The organism is Marinomonas ostreistagni, assembly GCF_016461785.1.
In the GTDB taxonomy this organism is placed as follows: domain Bacteria; phylum Pseudomonadota; class Gammaproteobacteria; order Pseudomonadales; family Marinomonadaceae; genus Marinomonas; species Marinomonas ostreistagni_A.
Window position 1 is genome coordinate 102,075 of the sequence record NZ_JAEMUH010000006.1, and the last position, 20,799, is coordinate 122,873.

The 20,799-nt window shown below is 45.9% G+C and carries 22 protein-coding genes and 1 pseudogene; 14 read left to right on the forward strand and 9 right to left on the reverse strand.

Translation table 11 applies throughout. The annotated features are described in order from the left end of the window. Positions 1-4 precede the first annotated feature (4 nt). Positions 5-1,087 (reverse strand): GGDEF domain-containing protein, encoded by a 1,083-nt coding sequence (locus JHD44_RS07560; protein WP_199462153.1) that lies wholly within the window; start codon positions 1,085-1,087, stop codon positions 5-7. A gap of 280 nt (positions 1,088-1,367) precedes the next feature. Here JHD44_RS07560 and JHD44_RS07565 point away from each other — a divergent pair, with 280 nt between their 5' ends. Next, positions 1,368-2,708, forward strand: a complete 1,341-nt coding sequence (locus JHD44_RS07565; RefSeq protein ID WP_199462154.1) for a GH1 family beta-glucosidase — start codon at positions 1,368-1,370, stop codon at positions 2,706-2,708. 66 nt (positions 2,709-2,774) lie between these two features. Here JHD44_RS07565 and JHD44_RS07570 read toward each other — a convergent pair whose 3' ends face one another. From JHD44_RS07570 to JHD44_RS07580, 3 genes are all read right to left on the reverse strand, one after another. After that, entirely contained in the window at positions 2,775-3,119 is a 345-nt protein-coding gene (locus JHD44_RS07570; RefSeq protein ID WP_055461276.1) for a cupin domain-containing protein, read from the reverse strand. 216 nt (positions 3,120-3,335) lie between these two features. Further along, positions 3,336-3,989, reverse strand: a complete 654-nt coding sequence (locus JHD44_RS07575; protein ID WP_199462155.1) for a peroxiredoxin — start codon at positions 3,987-3,989, stop codon at positions 3,336-3,338. 267 nt (positions 3,990-4,256) lie between these two features. Beyond that, entirely contained in the window at positions 4,257-4,499 is a 243-nt protein-coding gene (locus tag JHD44_RS07580; RefSeq protein WP_199462156.1) for a DUF2442 domain-containing protein, read from the reverse strand. Here JHD44_RS07580 and JHD44_RS07585 point away from each other — a divergent pair. The 8 genes from JHD44_RS07585 to trpA all read left to right on the forward strand — a co-directional run bounded on the left by JHD44_RS07585 (position 4,498) and on the right by trpA (position 11,631). Continuing rightward, positions 4,498-4,923 (forward strand): hypothetical protein, encoded by a 426-nt coding sequence (locus JHD44_RS07585; RefSeq protein ID WP_199462157.1) that lies wholly within the window; start codon positions 4,498-4,500, stop codon positions 4,921-4,923. The genes JHD44_RS07580 and JHD44_RS07585 overlap by 2 nt on opposite strands. Positions 4,924-4,961: 38 nt before the next feature. Continuing rightward, the gene (locus JHD44_RS07590; protein ID WP_199462158.1) at positions 4,962-5,876 is read left to right on the forward strand and encodes a LysR family transcriptional regulator; all 915 of its coding nucleotides are present in this window, start codon (positions 4,962-4,964) and stop codon (positions 5,874-5,876) included. Positions 5,877-6,001: 125 nt separating this feature from the next. Then, positions 6,002-6,349: a RidA family protein gene (locus tag JHD44_RS07595; protein ID WP_047460566.1), complete on the forward strand. Its 348-nt coding sequence runs from the start codon at positions 6,002-6,004 to the stop codon at positions 6,347-6,349. A 46-nt stretch (positions 6,350-6,395) separates the two neighbouring features. Beyond that, a complete protein-coding gene (locus JHD44_RS07600; protein WP_199462159.1) occupies positions 6,396-7,226 on the forward strand; it encodes a PhzF family phenazine biosynthesis protein in 831 nt (276 codons plus the stop codon). Between the two features lie 35 nt (positions 7,227-7,261). Beyond that, positions 7,262-7,726 (forward strand): RidA family protein, encoded by a 465-nt coding sequence (locus JHD44_RS07605; RefSeq protein ID WP_065302311.1) that lies wholly within the window; start codon positions 7,262-7,264, stop codon positions 7,724-7,726. Between the two features lie 56 nt (positions 7,727-7,782). Then, positions 7,783-8,721: a nucleoside recognition domain-containing protein gene (locus JHD44_RS07610; RefSeq protein WP_199462160.1), complete on the forward strand. Its 939-nt coding sequence runs from the start codon at positions 7,783-7,785 to the stop codon at positions 8,719-8,721. An 871-nt stretch (positions 8,722-9,592) separates the two neighbouring features. After that, positions 9,593-10,843 (forward strand): tryptophan synthase subunit beta, encoded by a 1,251-nt coding sequence (gene trpB, locus JHD44_RS07615; protein WP_199462161.1) that lies wholly within the window; start codon positions 9,593-9,595, stop codon positions 10,841-10,843. A gap of 2 nt (positions 10,844-10,845) precedes the next feature. After that, on the forward strand, positions 10,846-11,631 hold the full coding sequence (trpA, locus tag JHD44_RS07620) for a tryptophan synthase subunit alpha (protein WP_199462162.1): 786 nt from the start codon (positions 10,846-10,848) through the stop codon (positions 11,629-11,631). 26 nt (positions 11,632-11,657) lie between these two features. Here the strand turns inward: trpA and JHD44_RS07625 are convergent, their stop codons facing one another. Beyond that, complete coding sequence (locus tag JHD44_RS07625; protein ID WP_325097061.1) at positions 11,658-12,389, reverse strand: LysR substrate-binding domain-containing protein; 732 nt, start codon at positions 12,387-12,389, stop codon at positions 11,658-11,660. Continuing rightward, positions 12,378-12,518: pseudogene (locus tag JHD44_RS18910) on the reverse strand (LysR family transcriptional regulator); the annotation flags it as partial. The pseudogene JHD44_RS18910 and the gene JHD44_RS07625, both read right to left, overlap by 12 nt. Before the next feature lie 155 nt (positions 12,519-12,673). On the opposite strand from JHD44_RS18910, the gene JHD44_RS07630 reads away from it, so the two are divergent. Beyond that, complete coding sequence (locus tag JHD44_RS07630; RefSeq protein WP_199462163.1) at positions 12,674-13,318, forward strand: LysE family translocator; 645 nt, start codon at positions 12,674-12,676, stop codon at positions 13,316-13,318. A gap of 77 nt (positions 13,319-13,395) precedes the next feature. Here JHD44_RS07630 and nagA read toward each other — a convergent pair whose 3' ends face one another. Genes nagA through nagB form a run of 3 tightly spaced genes read right to left on the reverse strand, consistent with a single transcriptional unit; the run spans position 13,396 to position 16,234 of the window. Then, complete coding sequence (nagA, locus tag JHD44_RS07635) at positions 13,396-14,529, reverse strand: N-acetylglucosamine-6-phosphate deacetylase (RefSeq protein WP_199462164.1); 1,134 nt, start codon at positions 14,527-14,529, stop codon at positions 13,396-13,398. After that, positions 14,526-15,407, reverse strand: a complete 882-nt coding sequence (locus tag JHD44_RS07640; protein ID WP_199462165.1) for a BadF/BadG/BcrA/BcrD ATPase family protein — start codon at positions 15,405-15,407, stop codon at positions 14,526-14,528. Before JHD44_RS07640 ends, nagA begins: the two co-directional genes overlap by 4 nt. A gap of 5 nt (positions 15,408-15,412) precedes the next feature. Beyond that, a complete protein-coding gene (nagB, locus tag JHD44_RS07645; protein WP_199462166.1) occupies positions 15,413-16,234 on the reverse strand; it encodes a glucosamine-6-phosphate deaminase in 822 nt (273 codons plus the stop codon). Between the two features lie 210 nt (positions 16,235-16,444). Here nagB and JHD44_RS07650 point away from each other — a divergent pair, with 210 nt between their 5' ends. From JHD44_RS07650 to JHD44_RS07665, 4 genes are all read left to right on the forward strand, one after another. Further along, positions 16,445-17,716 carry an ABC transporter substrate-binding protein gene (locus JHD44_RS07650; protein ID WP_199462167.1) on the forward strand — a complete coding sequence of 424 codons (1,272 nt, stop codon included), beginning with the start codon at positions 16,445-16,447 and terminating at the stop codon, positions 17,714-17,716. Positions 17,717-17,803: 87 nt separating this feature from the next. Next, positions 17,804-18,739, forward strand: coding sequence for a carbohydrate ABC transporter permease (locus JHD44_RS07655; RefSeq protein WP_199462168.1), 936 nt, complete (start codon positions 17,804-17,806; stop codon positions 18,737-18,739). A gap of 10 nt (positions 18,740-18,749) precedes the next feature. Continuing rightward, a complete protein-coding gene (locus JHD44_RS07660) occupies positions 18,750-19,613 on the forward strand; it encodes a carbohydrate ABC transporter permease (RefSeq protein WP_199462169.1) in 864 nt (287 codons plus the stop codon). Positions 19,614-19,645: 32 nt separating this feature from the next. Continuing rightward, positions 19,646-20,761, forward strand: a complete 1,116-nt coding sequence (locus JHD44_RS07665; protein WP_199462170.1) for an ABC transporter ATP-binding protein — start codon at positions 19,646-19,648, stop codon at positions 20,759-20,761. The last annotated feature ends 38 nt before the right edge of the window (positions 20,762-20,799 follow it).

The following is a 20,799-nucleotide window of genomic DNA, read 5'->3' on the forward strand; positions in this document are numbered from 1 at the left end:
ATTTCTAAGCAGATACCAGTCTGTAGCAGTTTTTGCCGGACATTTTGGCAGAATACAAGGCTTCGTCCACCGAGCGTAACGCTGTACGATGCGCTTTAGAGTTATGCCGCACTCCACCCAAGCTAATCGTAACTGAGCGCCCGATGCCAAATGAATGATGTGAGATGCTTTCTAACAAACGTTCAAGTTTAGCAGTAAAACCATCCTCACTCTCACCGTACATGACGAGAATAAACTCTTCGCCCCCCCAACGGCCAGCAACGCCATTCTCGCCACATATACTGCGCATAATATCAGCGATGCCCACTAATACCTCATCACCAGCACTATGACCAAATTCATCGTTCACTTGTTTGAAATTATCAACGTCCGCCATAGCAATAAACAAATCTTGGTCAGAATTGAGGAGTAAATCCTCCATATAACGACGGTTATAAAGACCTGTCAGAGGATCCGTCAACGCTTGTATTTTCAGTTTTTCATTGGATTCTTGTAGCAGTTTATGGGATGCCCGACGACTGAATTCGTAGTAGCACGACAAGATAAACAGCAGCAAATAGATCACAACTGTATTTGAAAAAGAATCAATGTCCCATGGGGCAGGCTGCCATACACCTAGGTTGCTCTCAGCAAACCAAGCAATAAAAACTAAATACGCAACGCTGTACAACGCACCATATAGAAACCCTAAAAGGAAGACACTCAAGACAGGGGTAACAAATGCCCAAGCCAACGAATAATCCAGGTTGTGACGATCTAAAATCACCATCAAACAGACACCGGAGACCATTAACAACAATATGAAGGACGCCAGAAGAACGCGCCGAAAGAACAGCAAAGCGGATAATGAGATAAGCCCCATTAACGTACCAACAGCGTCCACATATAAAAGAGGTGGGTAGTAATCAATGACTAAGTTATAAAAGGCAAAAAAAGCAGCAGCACCCGTACAGGCAAAGATGGAGATCAGTACCAAACTGAGGTGGCGATATTGTTCATCTGATTTAGACACGCCTAAATATTTCACTAATAGAGATTCAATCACCCTTGCACCTTTCATTATCAGCGTGGCCAATCCTTTCCTCATCCCTGTACTTCCTTGCAAGAATTATCCAGACGATAATACATAAAAAATCGCTTTGATACTTTAGGCGCAGGTCAAAACAGCCTATTTGAAATTGGCATTGCTTGATGACATTAAGTCATGAGAGGAATACATGACGCTTAACATTCACCTGCAACCCCCTACCCTCTACTTAAAATCATCTTAAATTCTCGATGTACCGCCCTTCGTGTTGACCAAATTTACGTATCTCCATTACCTTTGATGACAACATCCCATTACAAGCTAGGCACGAGGGGAACTTATGACTATAAGCTTACCGACAAATTCTAAAATGCTGACGAAAGAGTTTACTTTCGGTGTCGCAACGGCCTCCTTTCAGATCGAAGGTGCCACCAGCGCTGATGGCCGCTTACCTTGTATCTGGGACACATTTTGCGCAACACCCGGCAAAGTATTGAATGGTGATGATGGCTCTAAAGCCTGTAACCATTACAACCTTTGGCAAGAGGACGTACAACTCATCAAAAGCATGGGAGTCGATGCCTATCGGCTTTCGATTGCATGGCCAAGGCTAATGGATGAGAAAGGACAAGCCAATGAAAAAGGCATCGAGTTTTATCGTAACCTCCTAAAATCTCTAAAAGCAGAAGGTTTAAAAACCTTTGTGACACTTTATCACTGGGATTTACCCCAATACCTTGAAGATCGTGGCGGCTGGGTCAACCGAGAAACGGCCTACCGTTTTGTCGAGTACGCTGAACTGGCGACCAAAGAGCTCGGTGAGTGGGTGGACTCTTGGGCGACCTTCAACGAACCTTTCTGTGCCGCTATTTTGGGTTACGAATATGGCATCCATGCTCCAGGGCTAACCTCTCCTAAATATGGCCGACAAGCAGCGCATCACATTCTATTAGCCCACGGTTTGGCATTGCCTGTGATTCGTCGTAACAGCCCCAATAGCCAAGTTGGCATCGTACTCAATATGAATCGTACCTACCCAGCTTCAGCCAAAAGCGAAGACCAGTTCGCAGCCTTGGTTCGTGAGACCCTAGATAATCAATTCTTTATCGAGCCATTGCTTAAAGCACAATATCCGAAACTGCTGAAAAAAGTACTACCAGACCATCTACCGACAGTACTGCCCGGAGACATGGACATCATCTCTCGCCCTATCGACTTTCTAGGTATGAACTTCTACACCTGCAATCATAATGAATTCGATGAAAACACTTTATTCAAAGACGTTAAGAGCAAACAACAGGTTGAATACACCGACATCGGCTGGGAAATCGCACCCCACGCCTTCAGCGAACTGCTGATCAACCTAAATGAACAATATTCACTACCACCTATGTTTATCACTGAAAATGGTGCCGCCTGCGCAGATGTGATGATTGATGGAGAAGTAAATGATGAGCAGCGCGTTCGCTACCTAAACGGCCATATTAACGCCGTGAACGACGCGATCGAAGCCGGTGTGGATATTCGTGGTTACTTTGCTTGGAGTTTAATGGACAACTTCGAATGGGCCGAAGGATACAGCAAACGTTTCGGGCTTTGTTACGTCGACTACGAAACCCAAAAGCGTACCATCAAACGCAGTGGCAAAGCTTATAAAGCCTTACTGGAAAGTCGCAGCTAAGCCCGACTCGATTTAAGTTTTAGGGGCCGCTAAAATAGAAGTAATTTTAACTGCCCCTTAAGAAACTTACGCGAATACGAAGTATTTGCGAACGGTTTCAACCACTTCCCATGTACCTTTCATACCTGGCTCGATCACGAATACATCACCGCCTTTAAGGTGCTTAGGCTCTTCACCTTCTGGCGTGATGATGCAGTAACCTTCTAGAAAGTGACAGAACTCCCATTTGTCGTAAGCAACTTCAAATTTACCAGGAGTGCAAATCCAAGTGCCCATGATCTTGCTGCCATCTTCGGATAGGTAAGCATTTAGGTTTACAGTATGTGGCTCACCTTCGATACGCTTCCATTTTGTTGCATCAACAACAGGTGTAGGGCAAGTTTCACGCATTACGGTAATGAAATCAGACATCACAGTTCCATTTATAGAGTTAATGAGACTGCATTGTAGAGCGCACAAAAGCGCTAGGGTTGCCTCGTTCCGACCAAATGTTGTGTGATTCCTGCTCTACTCTACTGGTTGGGAAACGATAAGGGCTGGTATGACTTTGAGTTTTTTGGCTGACACTGATTGTTTAAAAAAAACCGGCTTCTGATATGAAGTCGGTTTTTCAGTATCGAAACTAAGCTATTTATCGAGCTTAGTAGTACGTAGATAAGGTAACTTGATGTCAACCTCGCCGTATTTGGCTTTAGCCTGTTCATCATTTAAAGATAATGCCACAATCACCTCATCACCCACCTGCCAATTTGCTGGCATAGCGATAGGTTCTCCGTAGCTCGCTTGCAACGCGTCCAAAGCTCGTAGCACTTCAGCAAAGTTGCGACCAACTGACATTGGATAAGACATGGAAAGCTGAAGCTTTTTATCTGGGCTAATAATAAAGACTACACGGACACTCGCTGAATCCGCTGCGGTACGTCCATCCGGCAAATAAGCGTCAGCTGGTAACATGTCTAATGCTTTAGAAACCGCCAACGATTCGTCCGCTATGATTGGGAAAGTAGGCGTAGCACCAGAGAAGGTCTCAATGTCTGCCTTCCACTGCTTGTGTTCTTCAACACCATCAACAGATAACCCCATCACTTTCGTACCGCGTTTTTCCCACTCTGCTGCTAACGTCGCTACAGCGCCGAATTCTGTTGTGCAAACCGGTGTAAAGTCTTTAGGGTGACTAAAGAGAATCGCCCAGCTATCACCAATCCAGTCATGTAGTTTAAAAGTACCTAAATCAGTTTCTAGCTCTAGGTTAGGTACAGTGTCATTGATACGTAGTGCCATATTGAATACCTCTTTGGTAGATTGATTTTGCGTTGCTTTGATATATTCAAATATAGAATAAGCTTATAACTATTTAAACTACAATTTACATATCACCTCAATAGTATTTCACTATAAAGACTCGTAGTGGTAATGGATCAGTAAGTTAGTTTGATGAATGCAAACGAAAGATGGTCAGGATTCAAGAGGTCTGTGCAAAGGAGCAAGTAAGACTAGCGAAGGTGGGGAGTGTTGAGCACGATTTCTTCTCAACTCAAAGATTAGAGCCTAATGGTTAGGCTCTAAATGGGCTTTTAAAAACTCTGGCGCTAAATCCGCACCGTTCGGCCAAACTACCGTTTCCAACTCAGGATCGACAGTAAACGCCTTAAACTGATCAAGTTCTTGAAGGGGCTCAAAGATAGGACCTTTTAGAAGATTTGATAAATTCACCACACCGTCAGAGCCGTCGTCGAAGGACACCCAGATACGGTAGTCAGATAGATATTTAGCGTCTAGTACATGCAGCATGGTTTGTTCTGATGGGAATTTTTTATCTGAGTCTGATTGTTTGGTGATTGGCTTTGAGGCAGATGATCTTAATTTTCATCTGACCCCAATAGTTGTGAATCAGCCAATCGATTTTACCTTAGATGTGTCAGAACGTTTTTTTGGACAAAAGTTTGCCAATGCTCTTGCTAATTTAGTAATCAATGAATTACCCCAAGTAGCTTATGAGACCGTAGAAATTATTACCGAAATAGCCTTAGTCTCTGCGGGCTTAGGTTGCACGCTAGTAGGCGAGTCAATATCGAGTTATCAGAGTCATGGTGTAGTGTTTATTCCAGTTGATGATCTTAAAATAAAAAGTGTTGTGGGAGCGATTTTCCTAGCTGACGAAAAAGGCGTACTGATAGAGAAATTTCTTGATTGTTTGAGCTTAGACCAAGAATAATCACGTATTGCGTTTACTTGACCGTAGGCCCCCTATTTATGATGAAAATTAACAGCCAACATATTGATGAAATTGCGGCACTGCTAGCCGTTGCTTCTAACGACACTTTTGCCGCAGCCGGAAAAGCAATTGGACGGCATCCTACCATTATTTCTAAACGTATCGCTTCATTGGAGACCCGCCTTGGTGTTCGTTTGGTCGAACGCACGACACGCCAAGTTCAACTAACAGATACAGGCAAACATCTCGCTGATAAATATAGGGTAGCGACTGACCTTATAGAGGAAGCGCAGGAAGAAGCGACTGAAAATGCGAATAATCTAAGTGGAAGACTAAAACTGGCTTTTCCAGCCACTATGGGACGTTTGTGGTTAGCACCCAAAATTCCGGAGTTCATGGTGAAGTATCCCAATCTAGAGCTAGATATTAGCTATAGCGATAATTATGTCGATCTTATTGAAGGTGGCTTTGATGCTGCCATTCGAATTGGGCATCTAACCGACAGTCGTCTCGTTGCTCGTAAGCTGACCAGTCATAAACGAATACTCGTTGCGTCACCTAATTATTTGCAACAGCATGGAACGCCTACAGAGCCAGACCAACTACTTGAGCACAATTGTATCGGTAACCCAAGTCTTCACTCCTACCCAATATGGCGCCTTTCCGATGGACAGCAACTAGCTATGGTTCGTACCAACGGAACCTTAGTCACTAACGATAGTATCGCCATGCTAGAAGCGGCACGGGCTGGCATTGGAATACTTGGTGCTGGTGAGTGGCTTGTTGCTCAAGAGATACATACAGGAACCTTAGTACAACTGATGCCGCAATGGCATTTTGATAGTGATGGCGGCATCTATTTGGTTCGAGCGTCGCGTCACTATGTATCAGCTCGAACGGACGCATTTGGTGAATGGATTTCACAGCTATTTCAGCCAGTACCATGGAAATAGTTAGTGCTACTTTAAAGCATGATTCATGCAAATAATGCATGAGTATTGTGCAAATTTAAGATATTGCCTCCCACGGTGCATGTGACACAATCATCTCCAGCAGAAAAAATACAGGAGATTTCGATATGCCACACCTTTCCCCAGCAATAAAAACAGGCTCGCTACTTTTCTTATCTGGTCAACTTGCGTTTGATAGCAACGGCAAAATCCAAGGGGATATTGAAGAGCAGACAGCTTTAATTCTTGCTCATCAGTTTAAGGTCCTAGCTGAATATAATTTGGGGCCAGAAAACGTCGTAAAAGCCGGTGTATGGATTACGGAGCGAAATAATTTTCAGAAATTTGATGCCGCATTTGCCCGCGCATTTGGCGACCATTTGCCAACTCGTTCTACCGTTATCTCACAACTGGCTCTTGAAGATGCTTTGGTTGAAATAGACTTAGTGGCTTCCTTTGAACCACTTACCCGTTGATATATTGACATATCTTTGTAATTCCCTAATTTCGGAGAAAAATATTATGAATATTCAGCGTATTGCTGCATTCTCAAACGGTTCAGAAGGGGGAAATCCCGCCGGCGTTGTTCTATGTGAATTGATGCCTGACACCAAAACCATGCAAACATTGGCAGCAGAGATTGGTTATTCGGAAACTGTATTTGCAGCTCCTAACGATGCAGGTTGGCGAGTTCGGTATTTTTCACCAGAAGTTGAAGTAGACTTTTGCGGTCATGCAACCATTGCGCTCGGCTCCGCTCTTGCGCGAGATTTTGGGCCTGGAACCTTTCAATTAACACTCAATCACGCGCAAATAAGTGTCGAAGGCTACTTCTCGGAGCAGGACTGGGGGGCTTCATTTATCTCTCCACCTACTCATAGCCGCCCAATTGGTAAGGAATTACTCTCTGAAGCCCTCGCTTTATTTGGCCTCAGTGAGGCAAATCTTGATCTACGAATTCCACCAGCTATAGCTCATGGCGGTGGAGATCACTTGATCCTTGCCTTAAAAGACAGACAAACATTGCAAGCGATGCAGTATAACCAAGAAGATGGTCGTCATTTATCTCTTCGAGAAAAGCTTGTGACATTCAACCTGATTTACGCTGAACAGAATCAAGTATTCCACTCGCGAAATCCGTTTCCTGTTGGAGGAGTATTTGAAGACCCTGCAACTGGAGCGGCGGCAGCAGCACTTTCTGGATATCTCAGAGATATCACTTGGCCTCATCAGGGATCTATCGTGATTTATCAAGGGGAAGATATGGGTATGCCTTCACGCTTAACCGCTGAGATCTCACCTCAAATTGGCTCTGGGATCAAAGTGTCAGGCAGCGCACGATTGCTTAGCTGATCAAATAACATTCACTAATGATTGAGAAGATTGGTATGCCAATATCACCAGAGAAAGCACTTGAATCACTTAATATTATTTTACCCTCAGCTCCTAAACCGGCAGGTCAATATCAACCTGCACGTTTAGTTGGAAATATGCTTTATTTATCTGGGCAAGGACCAAGAAGCGAAGATGGGCAATTTATAGCAGGAACTTTGGGTAACGATCTTACCGTTCAGGAAGGTTATTTAGCTGGGCGCAATGTGGGGTTGCAAATACTGGCCGTTGCTAAAGATGTATTAGGTGATTTATCACGTATTGATTCGGTCGTTAAATTATTTGGTATGGTCAATGCCAGCGATAGCTTCGTTGATCATGCCAAAGTTGTGAACGGTTGCTCTGACTTACTGGTCGAAGTTTTAGGCGAAAAGGGCTGTCACACTCGCTCTGTTATGGGTGCGAATTCACTGCCTTTCAACATGATTCTCCAGGTAGATGCCATTTTCGCCATCAAATAAACACAACTTTAATAACCCCCTACTTCTAACGCTAAAAATATCTTTCAGGAATCAGCATGTCATTCATTGAAATTATTCTGTCTTCAGGTCGGTTCTCTGTTGATATCGCGCTCTATACGCTTCTCCCTGTCATGATAGTCATGCTGTGTATCATGAAAGTACTGGAAACAAAGGGGATAATGGATATCATTGTTAAGAAGTTGACTCCAATTTTTAAGCCGTTTGGCTTAACGGGAATGAGCACCTTCGCCTTACTTCAGATGAACTTTATCAGTTTCGCGGCTCCACTTGCTACATTGTCTATTATGCAAAGTCGAGGTGTATCAGACAGACACTTAGCCGCAACCTTGGCGATGCTATTAGCAATGGCGCAAGGCAATATTCTCTATCCAATGATCCCTTTAGGCCTCAATTGGACGGCGGCAATTGCCATTTCTATCATCGGTGGATTATGTGCATCTTCATTGACTTGGTATTTCTCAGGGCGAAATTTATCAGATAAAGACAGCCATTCTTCAGACCAAGAATCAAATGACAGTTCGTCCCATAGTGGTTTAATAAAGGTGATTAATGATGCCGGCCTTGACGCAATTCGATTAGCTGTAGGTGCTATCCCAATGCTAACTTTGTCAATTACTATTGTCGGCATTCTCAAAGCCGCTGGAGCCGTTACAGCTCTAGAGCAAACATTATTGCCTCTGTTGAACGCCGTCAATATATCTTCCATGTTTGTTATGCCCACTCTGGCAAAATACCTAGGTGGAGGGACTGCTTATTTAGGTGTTGCGACCGATTTGATTCAACAAGGCAATATGTCCGCTACGCAGATAAATACCTCCGCCGGATTTCTGGTTAATACATTCGACTTACCGGGTGTAGGGATATTCTTAGGTTTAAGCTATCGTTTTGTACGACTATTTAAATATGCAATACCAGGAATATTATTAGGGATCTTGGTGAGAGCATTACTGCACTTTTTTATTTTCTACAGATAAAAAACAATCTCTTATAATATTACGTGACGTCGATTACCTGTTAACAACTCATATTCATACAACTTTATTTTTGCGGCTTCGAACAACGACTCTTGATCCTCTCCACCGCCAGAAATTGCCTATCATTCACCATTCAATTCACCATTGCCTGTTCAGCAAGCAATCAGGAAGGCGTGTTCTGATATTTCAATTTTATATGGGTATACCAGTACCTGAAATGGTGCTCTCGTTGAATTGGATCCATTATTATTACGCTTCAATAGATATTACAACCATTAGGAAAAGTCAGATAATTCTCAGCTTAAATTCTTCTCGGTTTTGTTGCACAAACTTGGAATGGGGCACAAACAAGTTACAGTGATGAGCTATTGGGGTCAGATGAAAAATTCTTGAGCTGGTCATCAGGAGCTTAGCGATATTTATCCCCGACAGAGCCGGGTCGTACGACTTTGAAGCTTCGATTTGTCGTGGAGGTTGTTGGTTTTGTCGCGGGTACAACCCGCTCACACAAAAGATAGTTTGGTTAGTGGTTTAGCAAGGTTTTCGAGTTTGCAGGTTGATCCCTCGGGAACCGAGGTCCTACAACTTTGATTCTTCGATTTATCTCAGGAACTGCAGGTTTGGTCGCGGAACAGAGTCCGCTCGAACGCGTTGGGGCTTCGACTTGCCGTGGAGGTTGTTGGCTTGATCGAGGAACGGAGTCCGCTCGTACAAGGGCTGTAGGACGCTCCCAAATTATTAAATGAACGATATAGTAAAGAAATTCGCGTAAACCTATTGACCCTCGGCTTTTTCTCCATTAATTTTACCTTATCGTTTAGTTATTAATTTTGATGCCAAAGAGGCATTTTTCATCCGATAGGAGTCTTTCATGCAAAGCAATAATGGTTACTACGGTGAGTTTGGTGGGAGTTACATCCCTGAGATTCTCTACTCTAGCCAGCAGCAAATTCTTCACGCTTTTGAAGAGGCGAAGAACGATCCAGCGTTTATTGCGGAGTTGAAGGACACTTGGCAGAACTATTCTGGCCGCCCTACACCGTTGACGTTCTGTAAGAACCTAACCGACCACTTCGGCGGTGCGCAGATTTATCTAAAACGTGAAGACTTGAACCAGTCTGGCGCGCACAAGATGAACAACGTGATCGGCCAAGCGCTGTTGGTGAAGCGTATGGGTAAAAAGCGTGTGATCGCGGAAACCGGTGCGGGTCAGCACGGTGTGGCGACGGCGTTGATCGCGGCCCGTTTGGGTCTTGAATGTACTATTTACATGGGCGCCAAAGATGTGAAGCGTCAGTATCCGAACGTGTTCTGGATGAAACAGTTGGGCGCGACGGTTGTGCCTGTTGCTGAAGGTGCGCAAACTCTGCGTGACGCTTTGGACGAAGCATTACGTGACTGGTCTTCGAGCCATGAAGACAGCCACTACCTGATCGGTACGACTTGTGGTTGTGCGCCGTTCCCAGAGATGGTGGCGTTCTTCCAGTCGGTGATTGGTGAAGAAGTGAAAGAGCAAAGTATGGCGCAGTTTGGCCAATACCCTGATCGCTTGTACGCGTGCGTGGGTGGCGGTTCCAATGCTTGTGGTTTGTTCTTGCCATTCCTAGAAGAGAAAAACGTAGAAATGGTCGGCGTTGAAGCCGGCGGTAAAGGATTGGAGCTGGGCCAGCACTCGATCCGCCTATCCAACGGTTTGGGTCAAAAAGGCATCGCGCAAGGCTTTGCAACTATGTTCTTGCAAGACGATAACGGTCAGCTACAAGAAACACATTCGATCGCGGCGGGTCTGGATTACGTGGGCGTGTCCCCCATCATTGCTCACTTGGCGCAAGAAGGTCGCATTCAGATGACCTACGCCATGGACGACGAAGTGGTTGCAGCGTGTGCATTGTTGCTGAAAAAAGAAGGCATTATCCCAGCGTTGGAGTCGTCTCACGCTCTAGCGGGTGCGTTTAAAGATGCAGCCAACTTGCCAAAAGAATCACGTATTGTGATTAACTTGTCAGGCCGTGGCGATAAAGACATCTTTAACGTGGCGAAAGCCATGAACGATGCGACCTTCCCAGAGTTCTTGGAAGATTACTTAGCCGACTACAACACAGACAATCAAGGGGAAGCGTAAGCATGAGTCAGTTAGCACAATACATCGCTGAAAAGCGTCAGCAGAAGCCTATTTTGTCCATGACGCACGTGGTTTACGGCTACCCTACAGTAAAAGATAGTTTGGATTGGATGGCAACGCTATTAGAAGCGGGCGCGGACTTTATCGAAGTGCAGTTCCCGTTCTCTGATCCAGTGGCCGATGGCCCGACGATTGTGGCGGCTTGTCACGGTGCCCTACACGATCAGCAGTTATCTGTTGAACAGTGTTTAAAAGACATCGGGCAGTTAGGCCGTGATTTTCCTCAAGCGCGTATCGCGCTGATGAGCTACCTCAACCCAATGTACCGTTACGGCTTGGAAAAGTTGGTCAAGCGTTGTGCCGAGGAAAATATTCTTGGTTTGATCCTACCGGACTTACCATACGAGCAAGCCGCTGATTTGCGCGCTTACTGCGATGCTAATGGCATTGATCCAGTATGGTTGGTGACACCTGTGACGCCAAAAGATCGTTTGGCGTTCTTGGCGAGCGAAGCGCGTGGTTTCCTGTACTGTGTAGCGCGCTCTGGCGTAACGGGTAACTCAAATCATAACGGCGGCCCACAGCAGTCATTAGATGAATACTTAGCGGAAATCAACGAGCATTCCAATGCGCCAATTGGTGTTGGCTTTGGTATCCGTGAAAAAGCCCATGTAGACGCGCTAAAAGGCAAAGCTGACGTGGCAATTATCGGTTCTGCGCTGCTGGATGCGTACAACAAAGGCGGTAAAGAAGAAGGCTTGAAGCTGTTTAATAGCTTGTTTAACTAGTCACTGATCCGTTACGAAAAGACGCTTCAATTCGTTGAAGCGTCTTTTTTTGCTTTAAATAACGACAGTAACCAGTTTTCCAGCTGAATCACTCTTGAATCTGGTGTCGGTTTATCGAGGCTTAACACTTGATAGCAATAGCAAGTCGGCTCCACTCCCCAAGGGGCCACTAATAGTCCTTGCTCTAAATCTGTCTCGATCACGGGATAAGAGCCAATGGCCATGCCTAAGCCACTTTGTGCGGCCTGTAATGTATAAAAGAAATGATCAAAATATCGATCATCTCGTACTGCATCGTGCTCTTCCGGTACCTCCCTTCCTTGACGCGCTATCCAGTCACGCCATGCCGCAGGGCGTGTTCGGCTATGAAACCGAACGCCTTTATTCCAATCTTGTGCGATGGATTGAGCATAGGCTTCGGTACACACTGGGCCTGCCAGTTCTTCCACAAAAGGCGTAATGCGATAGTCATCCGGTACGCCAAAGTCTGAACGCCTGATCGCCACATCACAGCCTTCGGCTAAAAGGTCAATCGGGCCACCTGCCATGCGCACATCCATACTGATCTCAGGATGCAGGCGATAAAACGCCCCTAACTTTGGCAATAACCAGCGCATGGCTAGGGTTGGCTCGCAGGATACAACAAAGATAGGAGACGTAGTAGATTGGCGATGAATCTTTTCCACCGCATCGTCTAGGGTATCTAGGCTCTTTTGTGTGGCTTTGAACAGCAACTCCCCTGCATGGGTAAGCACCACCCGTCGATTACGGCGATAAAATAGGGGCGTGCCAAGGCGCTCTTCCAAACCCGCAACCGCACGACTCACCGCCCCATGAGTCATATTGAGACTTTGCGCGGCTTTAGAAAAGCTCTCGTAGTGGGCGTCGGCTTCGAATACCGGTCACGCATTGAGCGATGTCACCACTCTCTTTCTGTGAAAATCACTCACACATATTCCCATTTATTGTCGATTTTAAAGCATCACAAGATACTTCATGATTGTTTTATTCACACAGTAAAGCAATCTTTTTAGGAGTTTCAATGGACTATTTCACAATTGAGTGGGTCAGTGTTGTGTTGATTAGCAGCCTTGCGATTATTAGCCCTGGTCCCGATTTCGCCATGGTGTCTAAAATCGCCGTGAGCAAAGGTCGACCAGCAGGCGTTTGGTGTGCGGTAGGCATTGGCATGGGCGTCACCGTGCATTTGACCTACACCTTACTCGGTTTTGGACTGTTGCTCAGTCAGCAAGTTTGGTTGCTGAATACCCTAAAAATCATTGGCGCGAGCTATTTGATCTGGCTGGGGCTGCAAGCCTTTTGGCCTGATATTAAGGCCCGTTTCTTTCCAAGCCCTACTATTGAGCAAGCTGTGAAGCCGAAGCCCAGATGGATGCAACTGAGCCAAAGCCCTTTTTTCACGGGTTTTCTGTGTAATGCGCTAAACCCTAAAACCATGCTGTTTATTGTGGCGTTATACAGCCAAATGGTGTCACCCGATACCAGCATAGCAATCGAGCTAAGCTATGGTGCCTTTATCGCAACCGCACATGTGGTTTGGTTTGCTTTAATCGCTAGCTTGTTTACTGGTGGACATTTTAAGCAGCATCTGGCGCGATTTAAGCGGATAATCGAGTGTTGTTGCGGCAGTGTCATGATTCTATTCGGAGTTAAGATGCTCGCTTAAATCAATCGAAAATACCTTTACCAAGTCAATACTTTCTATACGAGCCCCCTCATTATTGGCTTGGTATACAAATCAGGTTACCCCCAGATTTTTTGACCATCGATCCAAGTTGACGTAACAAAGAAGTCGTCCGTCAGTGCGACTAAACTCGAGCGATAACCTGCTCTGATTCGTCCAAACTCCTTATCAATCCCAAGAAATTCCGCTGGCCGTAATGATGCCATCTGCAGAGCTTCCGCTTCTGTACGTCCAATCAATGTCACGGTGTTCCTCACTGCGGTAGCCATGTCCAAATCAGAGCCCGCCAAGGTGCCATCTTCTGTGGTGACACGGCCGTTACTGCGTAGGACTTTCTTGCCAAGAAACGCCATTTCTTGCTTGTCTGAGCCAACACTTTGAATTGCATCCGTCACCAATAACATGTGCTCACAGCCTTTCGCTGCGATCGCCACACGCATGGTGGCAGGATGAACGTGATGGCCATCGGCAATCAATCCGCACCAAGTAGGCGTGTCCGTTTGTAACGCTGCGCCTACAACACCTGGCTCTCGGCTTACCAGAGGCGTCATAGCATTAAACAAATGGGTAAATCCTTTTGCTCCACTAGCCACCGCTTGGCGCGCTTGCTCATAGGTCGCTCCAGAGTGGCCAATACAAACAATCGCGCCTTCTGATGTGAGCCATTCAATAAAGCCTTCTGGCACTTGCTCCGGTGCCAAGGTCACCATCAATTTGCTCAAGCGGCTGACATCCAATAGCTCAGCGAGTTTCCCTTCGGTTGGTTTGCGCAGTTTGGATTCGTTGTGCACTCCTTTGCGAACCGGATTCAAGTACGGGCCTTCATAATGAAGGCCAAGAATCCCACCCATTTCTTCATTCAACGCTTGGCAAACAGTTTGGTGCGCCTGAGACATGATTTCATAATCATCAGAGATCAAGGTCGGCATCATGGCCACAGTGCCAAATTGAGCGTGTACTTCAACCATGCGTTGAAGGGCTGCGAGAGTCGGTGTGTGATTAAACAAAGCACCACCGCCGCCATTCACATGTACATCGATAAACCCTGGGGCCAATACTTCTACTGATTGTGCGCCATCCGCTGCTTGATCCATTGCAGTGATGGACTCGATCACTTTACCGAATAACGTAACCTGTTGATTTGTAAGCCAATTCTCTCCATCAAACAAACGCTTGGCGAATATCTTACTCATATTGAGCTCCTCCCAATCTGAGACTGCGCCATGCGAATCGCACCTGTCATGGCGTCGCCTTTGGGCTTGCATAGATAACTTAAAAAACGCTCTGGCAAATACTCTTCAATGGCCTCTGACACACCGCCGACTAAGGCAACTTGTTTTGCACCTTTTGCGATTAAAGTATCTAAATACTGACTCACCCAATCCACTTGCTGTGCGATGATCTTCAAAGCGACAGGGTCTTGCTGTTTAGCAAACTCGAACACCTTGATAGCAAAGGCGCCATAATCTTTCGGCAATGGTGAATGATTTTGGAACTGAACATACTGCACAGGAGAAAACTCAAAATCCTCGTTGATGGCATTAGTGAAGTCTGATGTAGGCGATAAGCCATCTAGAGCCGCTAGGGAATGTTCCAACGCAGACAGACCAATTCGAGCACCGCTACCTTGATCTGACAAAGGAAAGCCCCAGCCGCCAACGATAGTGAAGGATTTGTTCTGATGAACCACACCACAACTGCCCGTGCCGAGGATCAGCAAACCACCATCTTCTCCATCAAACGCGCCCAAACAGGCCGCGTGGGCATCAGTAAGCAGATAAGTCGCACCAAAAGGCGAGTCCTGAGACAAGATCAACTCTTGCTCAACGGGCTGATTGGCGCCCGCCAGTCCTAGGCCAATGCGGATATTCGCGAATTCACTGGTCGCAATGTTTGCTAGACGACAGGCTTCCAAACAAGCAGATTGAATATTCTGCCACGCGACATCAATGCCAATTCTTGGATTACCTGACCCCGCGATGGCTTCGCCAAGCGTCTGACCTTCCGAATTGACTAGGCGGGCACGGCAATAGGTTCCGCCACCATCAACACCAATGTATAGGCTCGTCATAGGGGTTATCCTTCGTTCTTTGTAATCGAGTGATCTTGACCTGACACCAGTGACAACCGCTGTTGTTCACACCATAAATAGTATTCTTTTAAAGCCAGTTCGCTCGCAGCCTCTTCATCTAAGACAATGGTGGCTTTTTCATGTTGTTGCAGCACGGACGCTGGACACATGGAGGTCAGTGGCCCTTCAATCATGGCTTTTACTGCGCCTGCTTTGCCCTTTCCGGTAGCCATCAATAAGACGGCTTTGGCATCTAAAATAGTACCAATTCCCATGGTGAGAGCCAGGTGAGGTTGGAACTCATCATCGGAAAAGAAGCGCTTATTGGCCTCTACCGTCGACTCAGACAGGGTTTTAATACGTGTGCGCGAGGCGAAGCTGGAGGTTGGCTCGTTAAAACCAATATGACCGTTCACACCAATCCCTAAAATCTGTAGATCAATACCGCCCGCATGCTGAATCGCTAACTCATAATCCTTAGCGCTTTGCTCTAGTTCAGCAACATTCATAGAAGCAGCCAAAGGCACATGAGTATGACTAGCCTCAACATCGATCTGCCCAAACAAATGATGCTCCATGAAAGCGCGGTAGCTTTGGCTATGGGAACCAGGGATTCCAATGTATTCATCAAGGTTAAACGTGACACAGTGTTTAAATGACAAACTATTGGCTTGATAACGAGCTACCAGCTGTTCATATAACGCAATCGGTGTAGAGCCTGTTGCCAAACCTAATACAGGATGATGTCGAGTATTGACCACATCCGCTACTCGATCTGCAGCATAGTTAGCCACGTCTTGTGCGGTTGGGAGAATAATTATTTGCATGAGAAGCCTCTTCTTAATTAACACCAATATAAAACCAATCAATACACGAGGTCAAAATATTTTCCATAAAATTGTCATATCTGTTTGATTGAGTAAAAAATTGGTGCTAGATTCTAAAAATTAACAATACCTAAAAAATACCAATAAGCACTTTAACTAATAAGAAATAAAACCAAGAGAACCGCAAACAATCACAATCGGAGAGTAACCATGCTAAACGTTCGTTCCGCTTTACCCATGACCAAACTCACTTGCGTCACTGCGCTGGTGCTAAGCAGCATGGGCATTGCGCAAGCTGCCGACACGCTGTCCATCGAAAGTTGGCGTAGCGATGATGCTAATATCTGGAATGATGTCATTATCCCTGCCTTTAATAAGAGCCATCCTGATATTAAGGTGACTTTTGCACCCACTCCGCCAACGGAGTACAACTCAGCACTGCAAGCCAAGCTAAAAGCCGGCTCTGCAGGAGACTTGATTACTTGTCGCCCATTCGATACGTCACTGGAGCTATACAAGCAAGGCTATCTCGCCAACCTTGAAGGTCTAGAAGGGCTAAAAGATTTTTCTGATGTGGCGAAAAGCGCATGGGTAACGGACGATGGCAAAGACCAATTCTGTTTTCCTGTGGCATCCGTTATTCACGGTTACGTCTACAACAAAGAGATCTTCGAAGAGCTAGAGTTAACCCCACCGAAAACCCGCGCTGAGTTCTTTGAATTACTCGATACTATTAAGAGTGAAAGTCGTTACACGCCGCTGGCAATGGGTACAGCTGATCAATGGGAAGCCGCAACAATGGGCTTTCAGAACATTGGACCGAACTACTGGAAAGGCGAAGCGGGTCGTAAAGCCTTGCTGACCGGCGAAGCAAAACTCACCGATGCGCCGTATGTGGACACTTGGAAAGAGCTAGCACAATGGAAGCCATATTTAGGTCGTGGCTTTGAAGCACAAAAATACTCCGACTCGCAAAACCTATTTACCCTAGGCCGTGCAGCGATTTACCCTGCTGGTTCCTGGGATATCCAAACTTTTAACACTCAAGCTGATTTTGAGTTTGGCGCTTTCCCACCACCGGTTCCTAAAGCGGGCGACACTTGTTATATCAGTGACCACACTGACATGGGTATCGGTATTAATGCTGGCTCAGACAATCAAGCCGCGGCCAAAGTATTCTTAAACTGGATGGCAAGCAAAGAGTTTGCAACCCTATATGCCAATGCCGTTCCGGGCTTCTTTCCACTGTCTAACGCCCCTGTGGAGCTAAAAGATCCAGTGGCTCAAGAATTTATGAGCTGGCGTAACCATTGCGAATCAACCATTCGTAACTCTTACCAGATTTTGTCTCGCGGTACACCAAACCTTGAGAATCAGCTTTGGAACGTGAGTGCTCAGGTCATTAACGGCACCATGACACCTGAACAAGCCGCTAAAGAAACACAGGACGGCTTAGAGCAGTGGTACAAACCTCAGCAATAAACTAACCCACCCTAACCCCTTCCAACCTACCCCTGCTAAAGGGGTGGTTGGGAGGAGGTCAAGATGCATTATATTTTGAGATACGTTATGACTTCATCCAACCAACATGACGAGAAGAAGCCGTTTCCTTGGCACTTGGTGTTTTTCCTTGGTCCCGGCTTGTTAATCTACGTTGTTTTTAGTGTGTACCCTCTGCTCGATACCCTTTTCTTAAGCTTATACGATGAGCAAAACGGACAGAGCAGCTTTGTTGGTCTACAAAACTTTATTACGCTGATCACGGATGAAACTTGGTCACAGGCGTTTTGGAATGCCTTGGTCAACAACTTCAAGTTTTTTGCAATACATATGTTGCTGCAAAACCCCATCGGCCTTATTTTGGCGGTATTGTTAAGCTCACCTAAGTTACGCTTATCCAGCACCTACCGGACTCTAATTTTCATGCCAACCATGCTATCAGTGGTGATTGTTGGCTTTGTTTGGCAGCTACTGTTGAGCCCGCTTTGGGGAATTTCAGAAAATTTCCTTTACGATATTGGCCTTGGCCAGTACTTCGATGCGTGGTTGGGCAAAGAAGGCAGCGCGCTCATAACCTTAGGCTTTATTTCTGTATGGCAGTTCGTTGGCATCCCAATGATGCTGATCTATGCCACGTTGCTGAATATTCCAGACGACATTATCGATGCCAGCGTAGTCGATGGCGCAAATTCGTTCCAAACCTTCTGGCACATCAAACTACCGTTGATTTTGCCCACCATTGCCATGGTTTCAATCTTAACGTTTGTGGCGAATTTTAACGCTTTCGAGCTGATCTATGCGGTAAAAGGTGCCCTCGCCGGACCAAACTTCTCCACCGACTTGATGGGAACCTTCTTTTACCGAACCTTCTTCGGCTTCCAGTTGCAACAAGGGAGCGCCTCCATGGGGGCCGCAGTGGCGACACTGATGTTTTTAATCATTCTTGTCGGCGTCATGTTGTTCTTGTTCTTCATCCAACGTCGCATTCAGCGATTCCAGTTCTGAGGACGTTTTTATGAATTTGATTAATCGCTTTATGCCCTCGAACGGATATCGTCAATTACCAAAAAGCGTCACCGTTCATGCAGTGCTACTGGCGTACACGGTTATCGCCTTGTTCCCTATTCTGGTTGTGGTGATCAACTCCTTTAAAGAGCGTCGCGCCATCTTTCGTGATCCACTCGGTTTACCGACTCAGGATTCTTTTACCTTGATTGGATTTGAGCAAGTGCTGCAGCGCTCTGACTTTGGTCTGTACTCCTGGAATAGCTTGGTCGTAACCATCATTGCAGTGGGCTTGGTGCTATTGCTGGGCGCTATGGCTGCTTGGGCACTGACAGAATACAAGTTCAAAGGAAACCTGTTCATCACCTTCTTATTTGCCATGGGCATCATGATCCCAATTCGCTTGGGAACGGTCAGTATCTTGGGATTGATGGTGAATCTAAACTTGGTCAACACCTTAACGGCTCTGGTGTTGGTGTACATCGCTCAAGGTTTGCCCTTGGCGGTGTATATCTTATCGGAGTTTGTGCGCACCATCCCCAAAGAGCTGACGGAAGCTGCTCGTTGTGATTCGGTTAGTGAGTACAAAATATTCTTTTGCATTATTTTGCCTTTGCTCAAACCCGCCATGGCAACGGTCGCCGTATTCACAATGATCCCTATTTGGAATGATTTGTGGTTCCCGCTGATCCTAGCACCGGGAGAGTCCACTCGCACCATTACCTTGGGCGTGCAGCAGTTTGTTGGCCAATACGTAACGGACTGGAACTCTGTTCTGTCGGCATTAACTATGGCAATCGTCCCTGTGCTGATCCTATACACCATTTTTTCAAGACAATTGATCCGCGGGTTAACCAGCGGTGCGGTCAAGTAATCATCTGAAATTGACCGTCGGAGACCTAATTTATGGCTAGTGTAAAACTGAATAATATTAAAAAGCGCTTTGGTAATGTTGATGTTCTTCACGGCATTGATCTGGATATCAAAGATGGCGAGTTTGTTGTACTGATCGGTGAATCAGGCTGTGGTAAATCTACCCTATTACGTCTGTTATCAGGCCTTGAAGACATTTCTGAAGGTGATCTCTACATTGATGACGAGCGAGTTAACGGTCGTTCACCTGCTAAACGCGGCATTGCAATGGTGTTTCAATCCTACGCTTTGTACCCTCACATGAACGTGTTCAAGAACATGGCATTCGGGTTAAAGATTGCCGGCAAAGACAAACATCATGTGACTGAAAAAGTCATCGAAGCCGCGAAAAAACTTAAAATCGATCATCTGTTAGACCGCTTACCTCGGGAGCTGTCGGGCGGCCAGCGCCAACGAGTTGCCATTGGCCGTGCCATCGTGCGTGATCCTAAGGTGTTTCTGTTTGATGAGCCGCTATCAAATCTTGATGCGTCTCTTCGTGTTCAAACACGAGTCGAACTAGGCAAACTGCATCAAGAGCTGAAATCCACGGTTATTTACGTGACGCACGACCAAGTTGAAGCGATGACTCTAGGGGACAAAATCGTGGTAATGAATAAAGGTCGAGTGGAGCAAGTAGGCGCACCATTAGATCTATATCATCATCCAAAAACACAGTTTGTTGCGGGCTTTATTGGATCACCGAAAATGAACTTTCTACCCGCAAAAATCCACCATGCAGATCCAGAAAACACTCAGCTTGTGTTAGAATCTGGCCGAATTATTCATGCATCTATCGACAGCTCAGCGCTACAGAAAGGCGATGCAGTTCAAATAGGTTTGCGACCTGAACATATGTCTTTGGACTGCACTGACAACAGGTTTGAAGGCACGGTTACGTTACTCGAGCACCTTGGTGAATTGTCGTATTTGTATGTAGATATGGGTCAAGAGGGTGAATTGGTACTGAAAGTAGATGGTGATAACCATCACCAAGCGGGTGACCACATTCAGTTTGGTATCAAACCAACCCATTTATACCTTTTCGATAGAGATGGCAAAGCGTTAAACAGAGTCAATGCCCATCTGTCCCCTGCAACCCCCTTGTAGAGAGACCTATGAGTACCCCAGTTTTACTACGGATAATC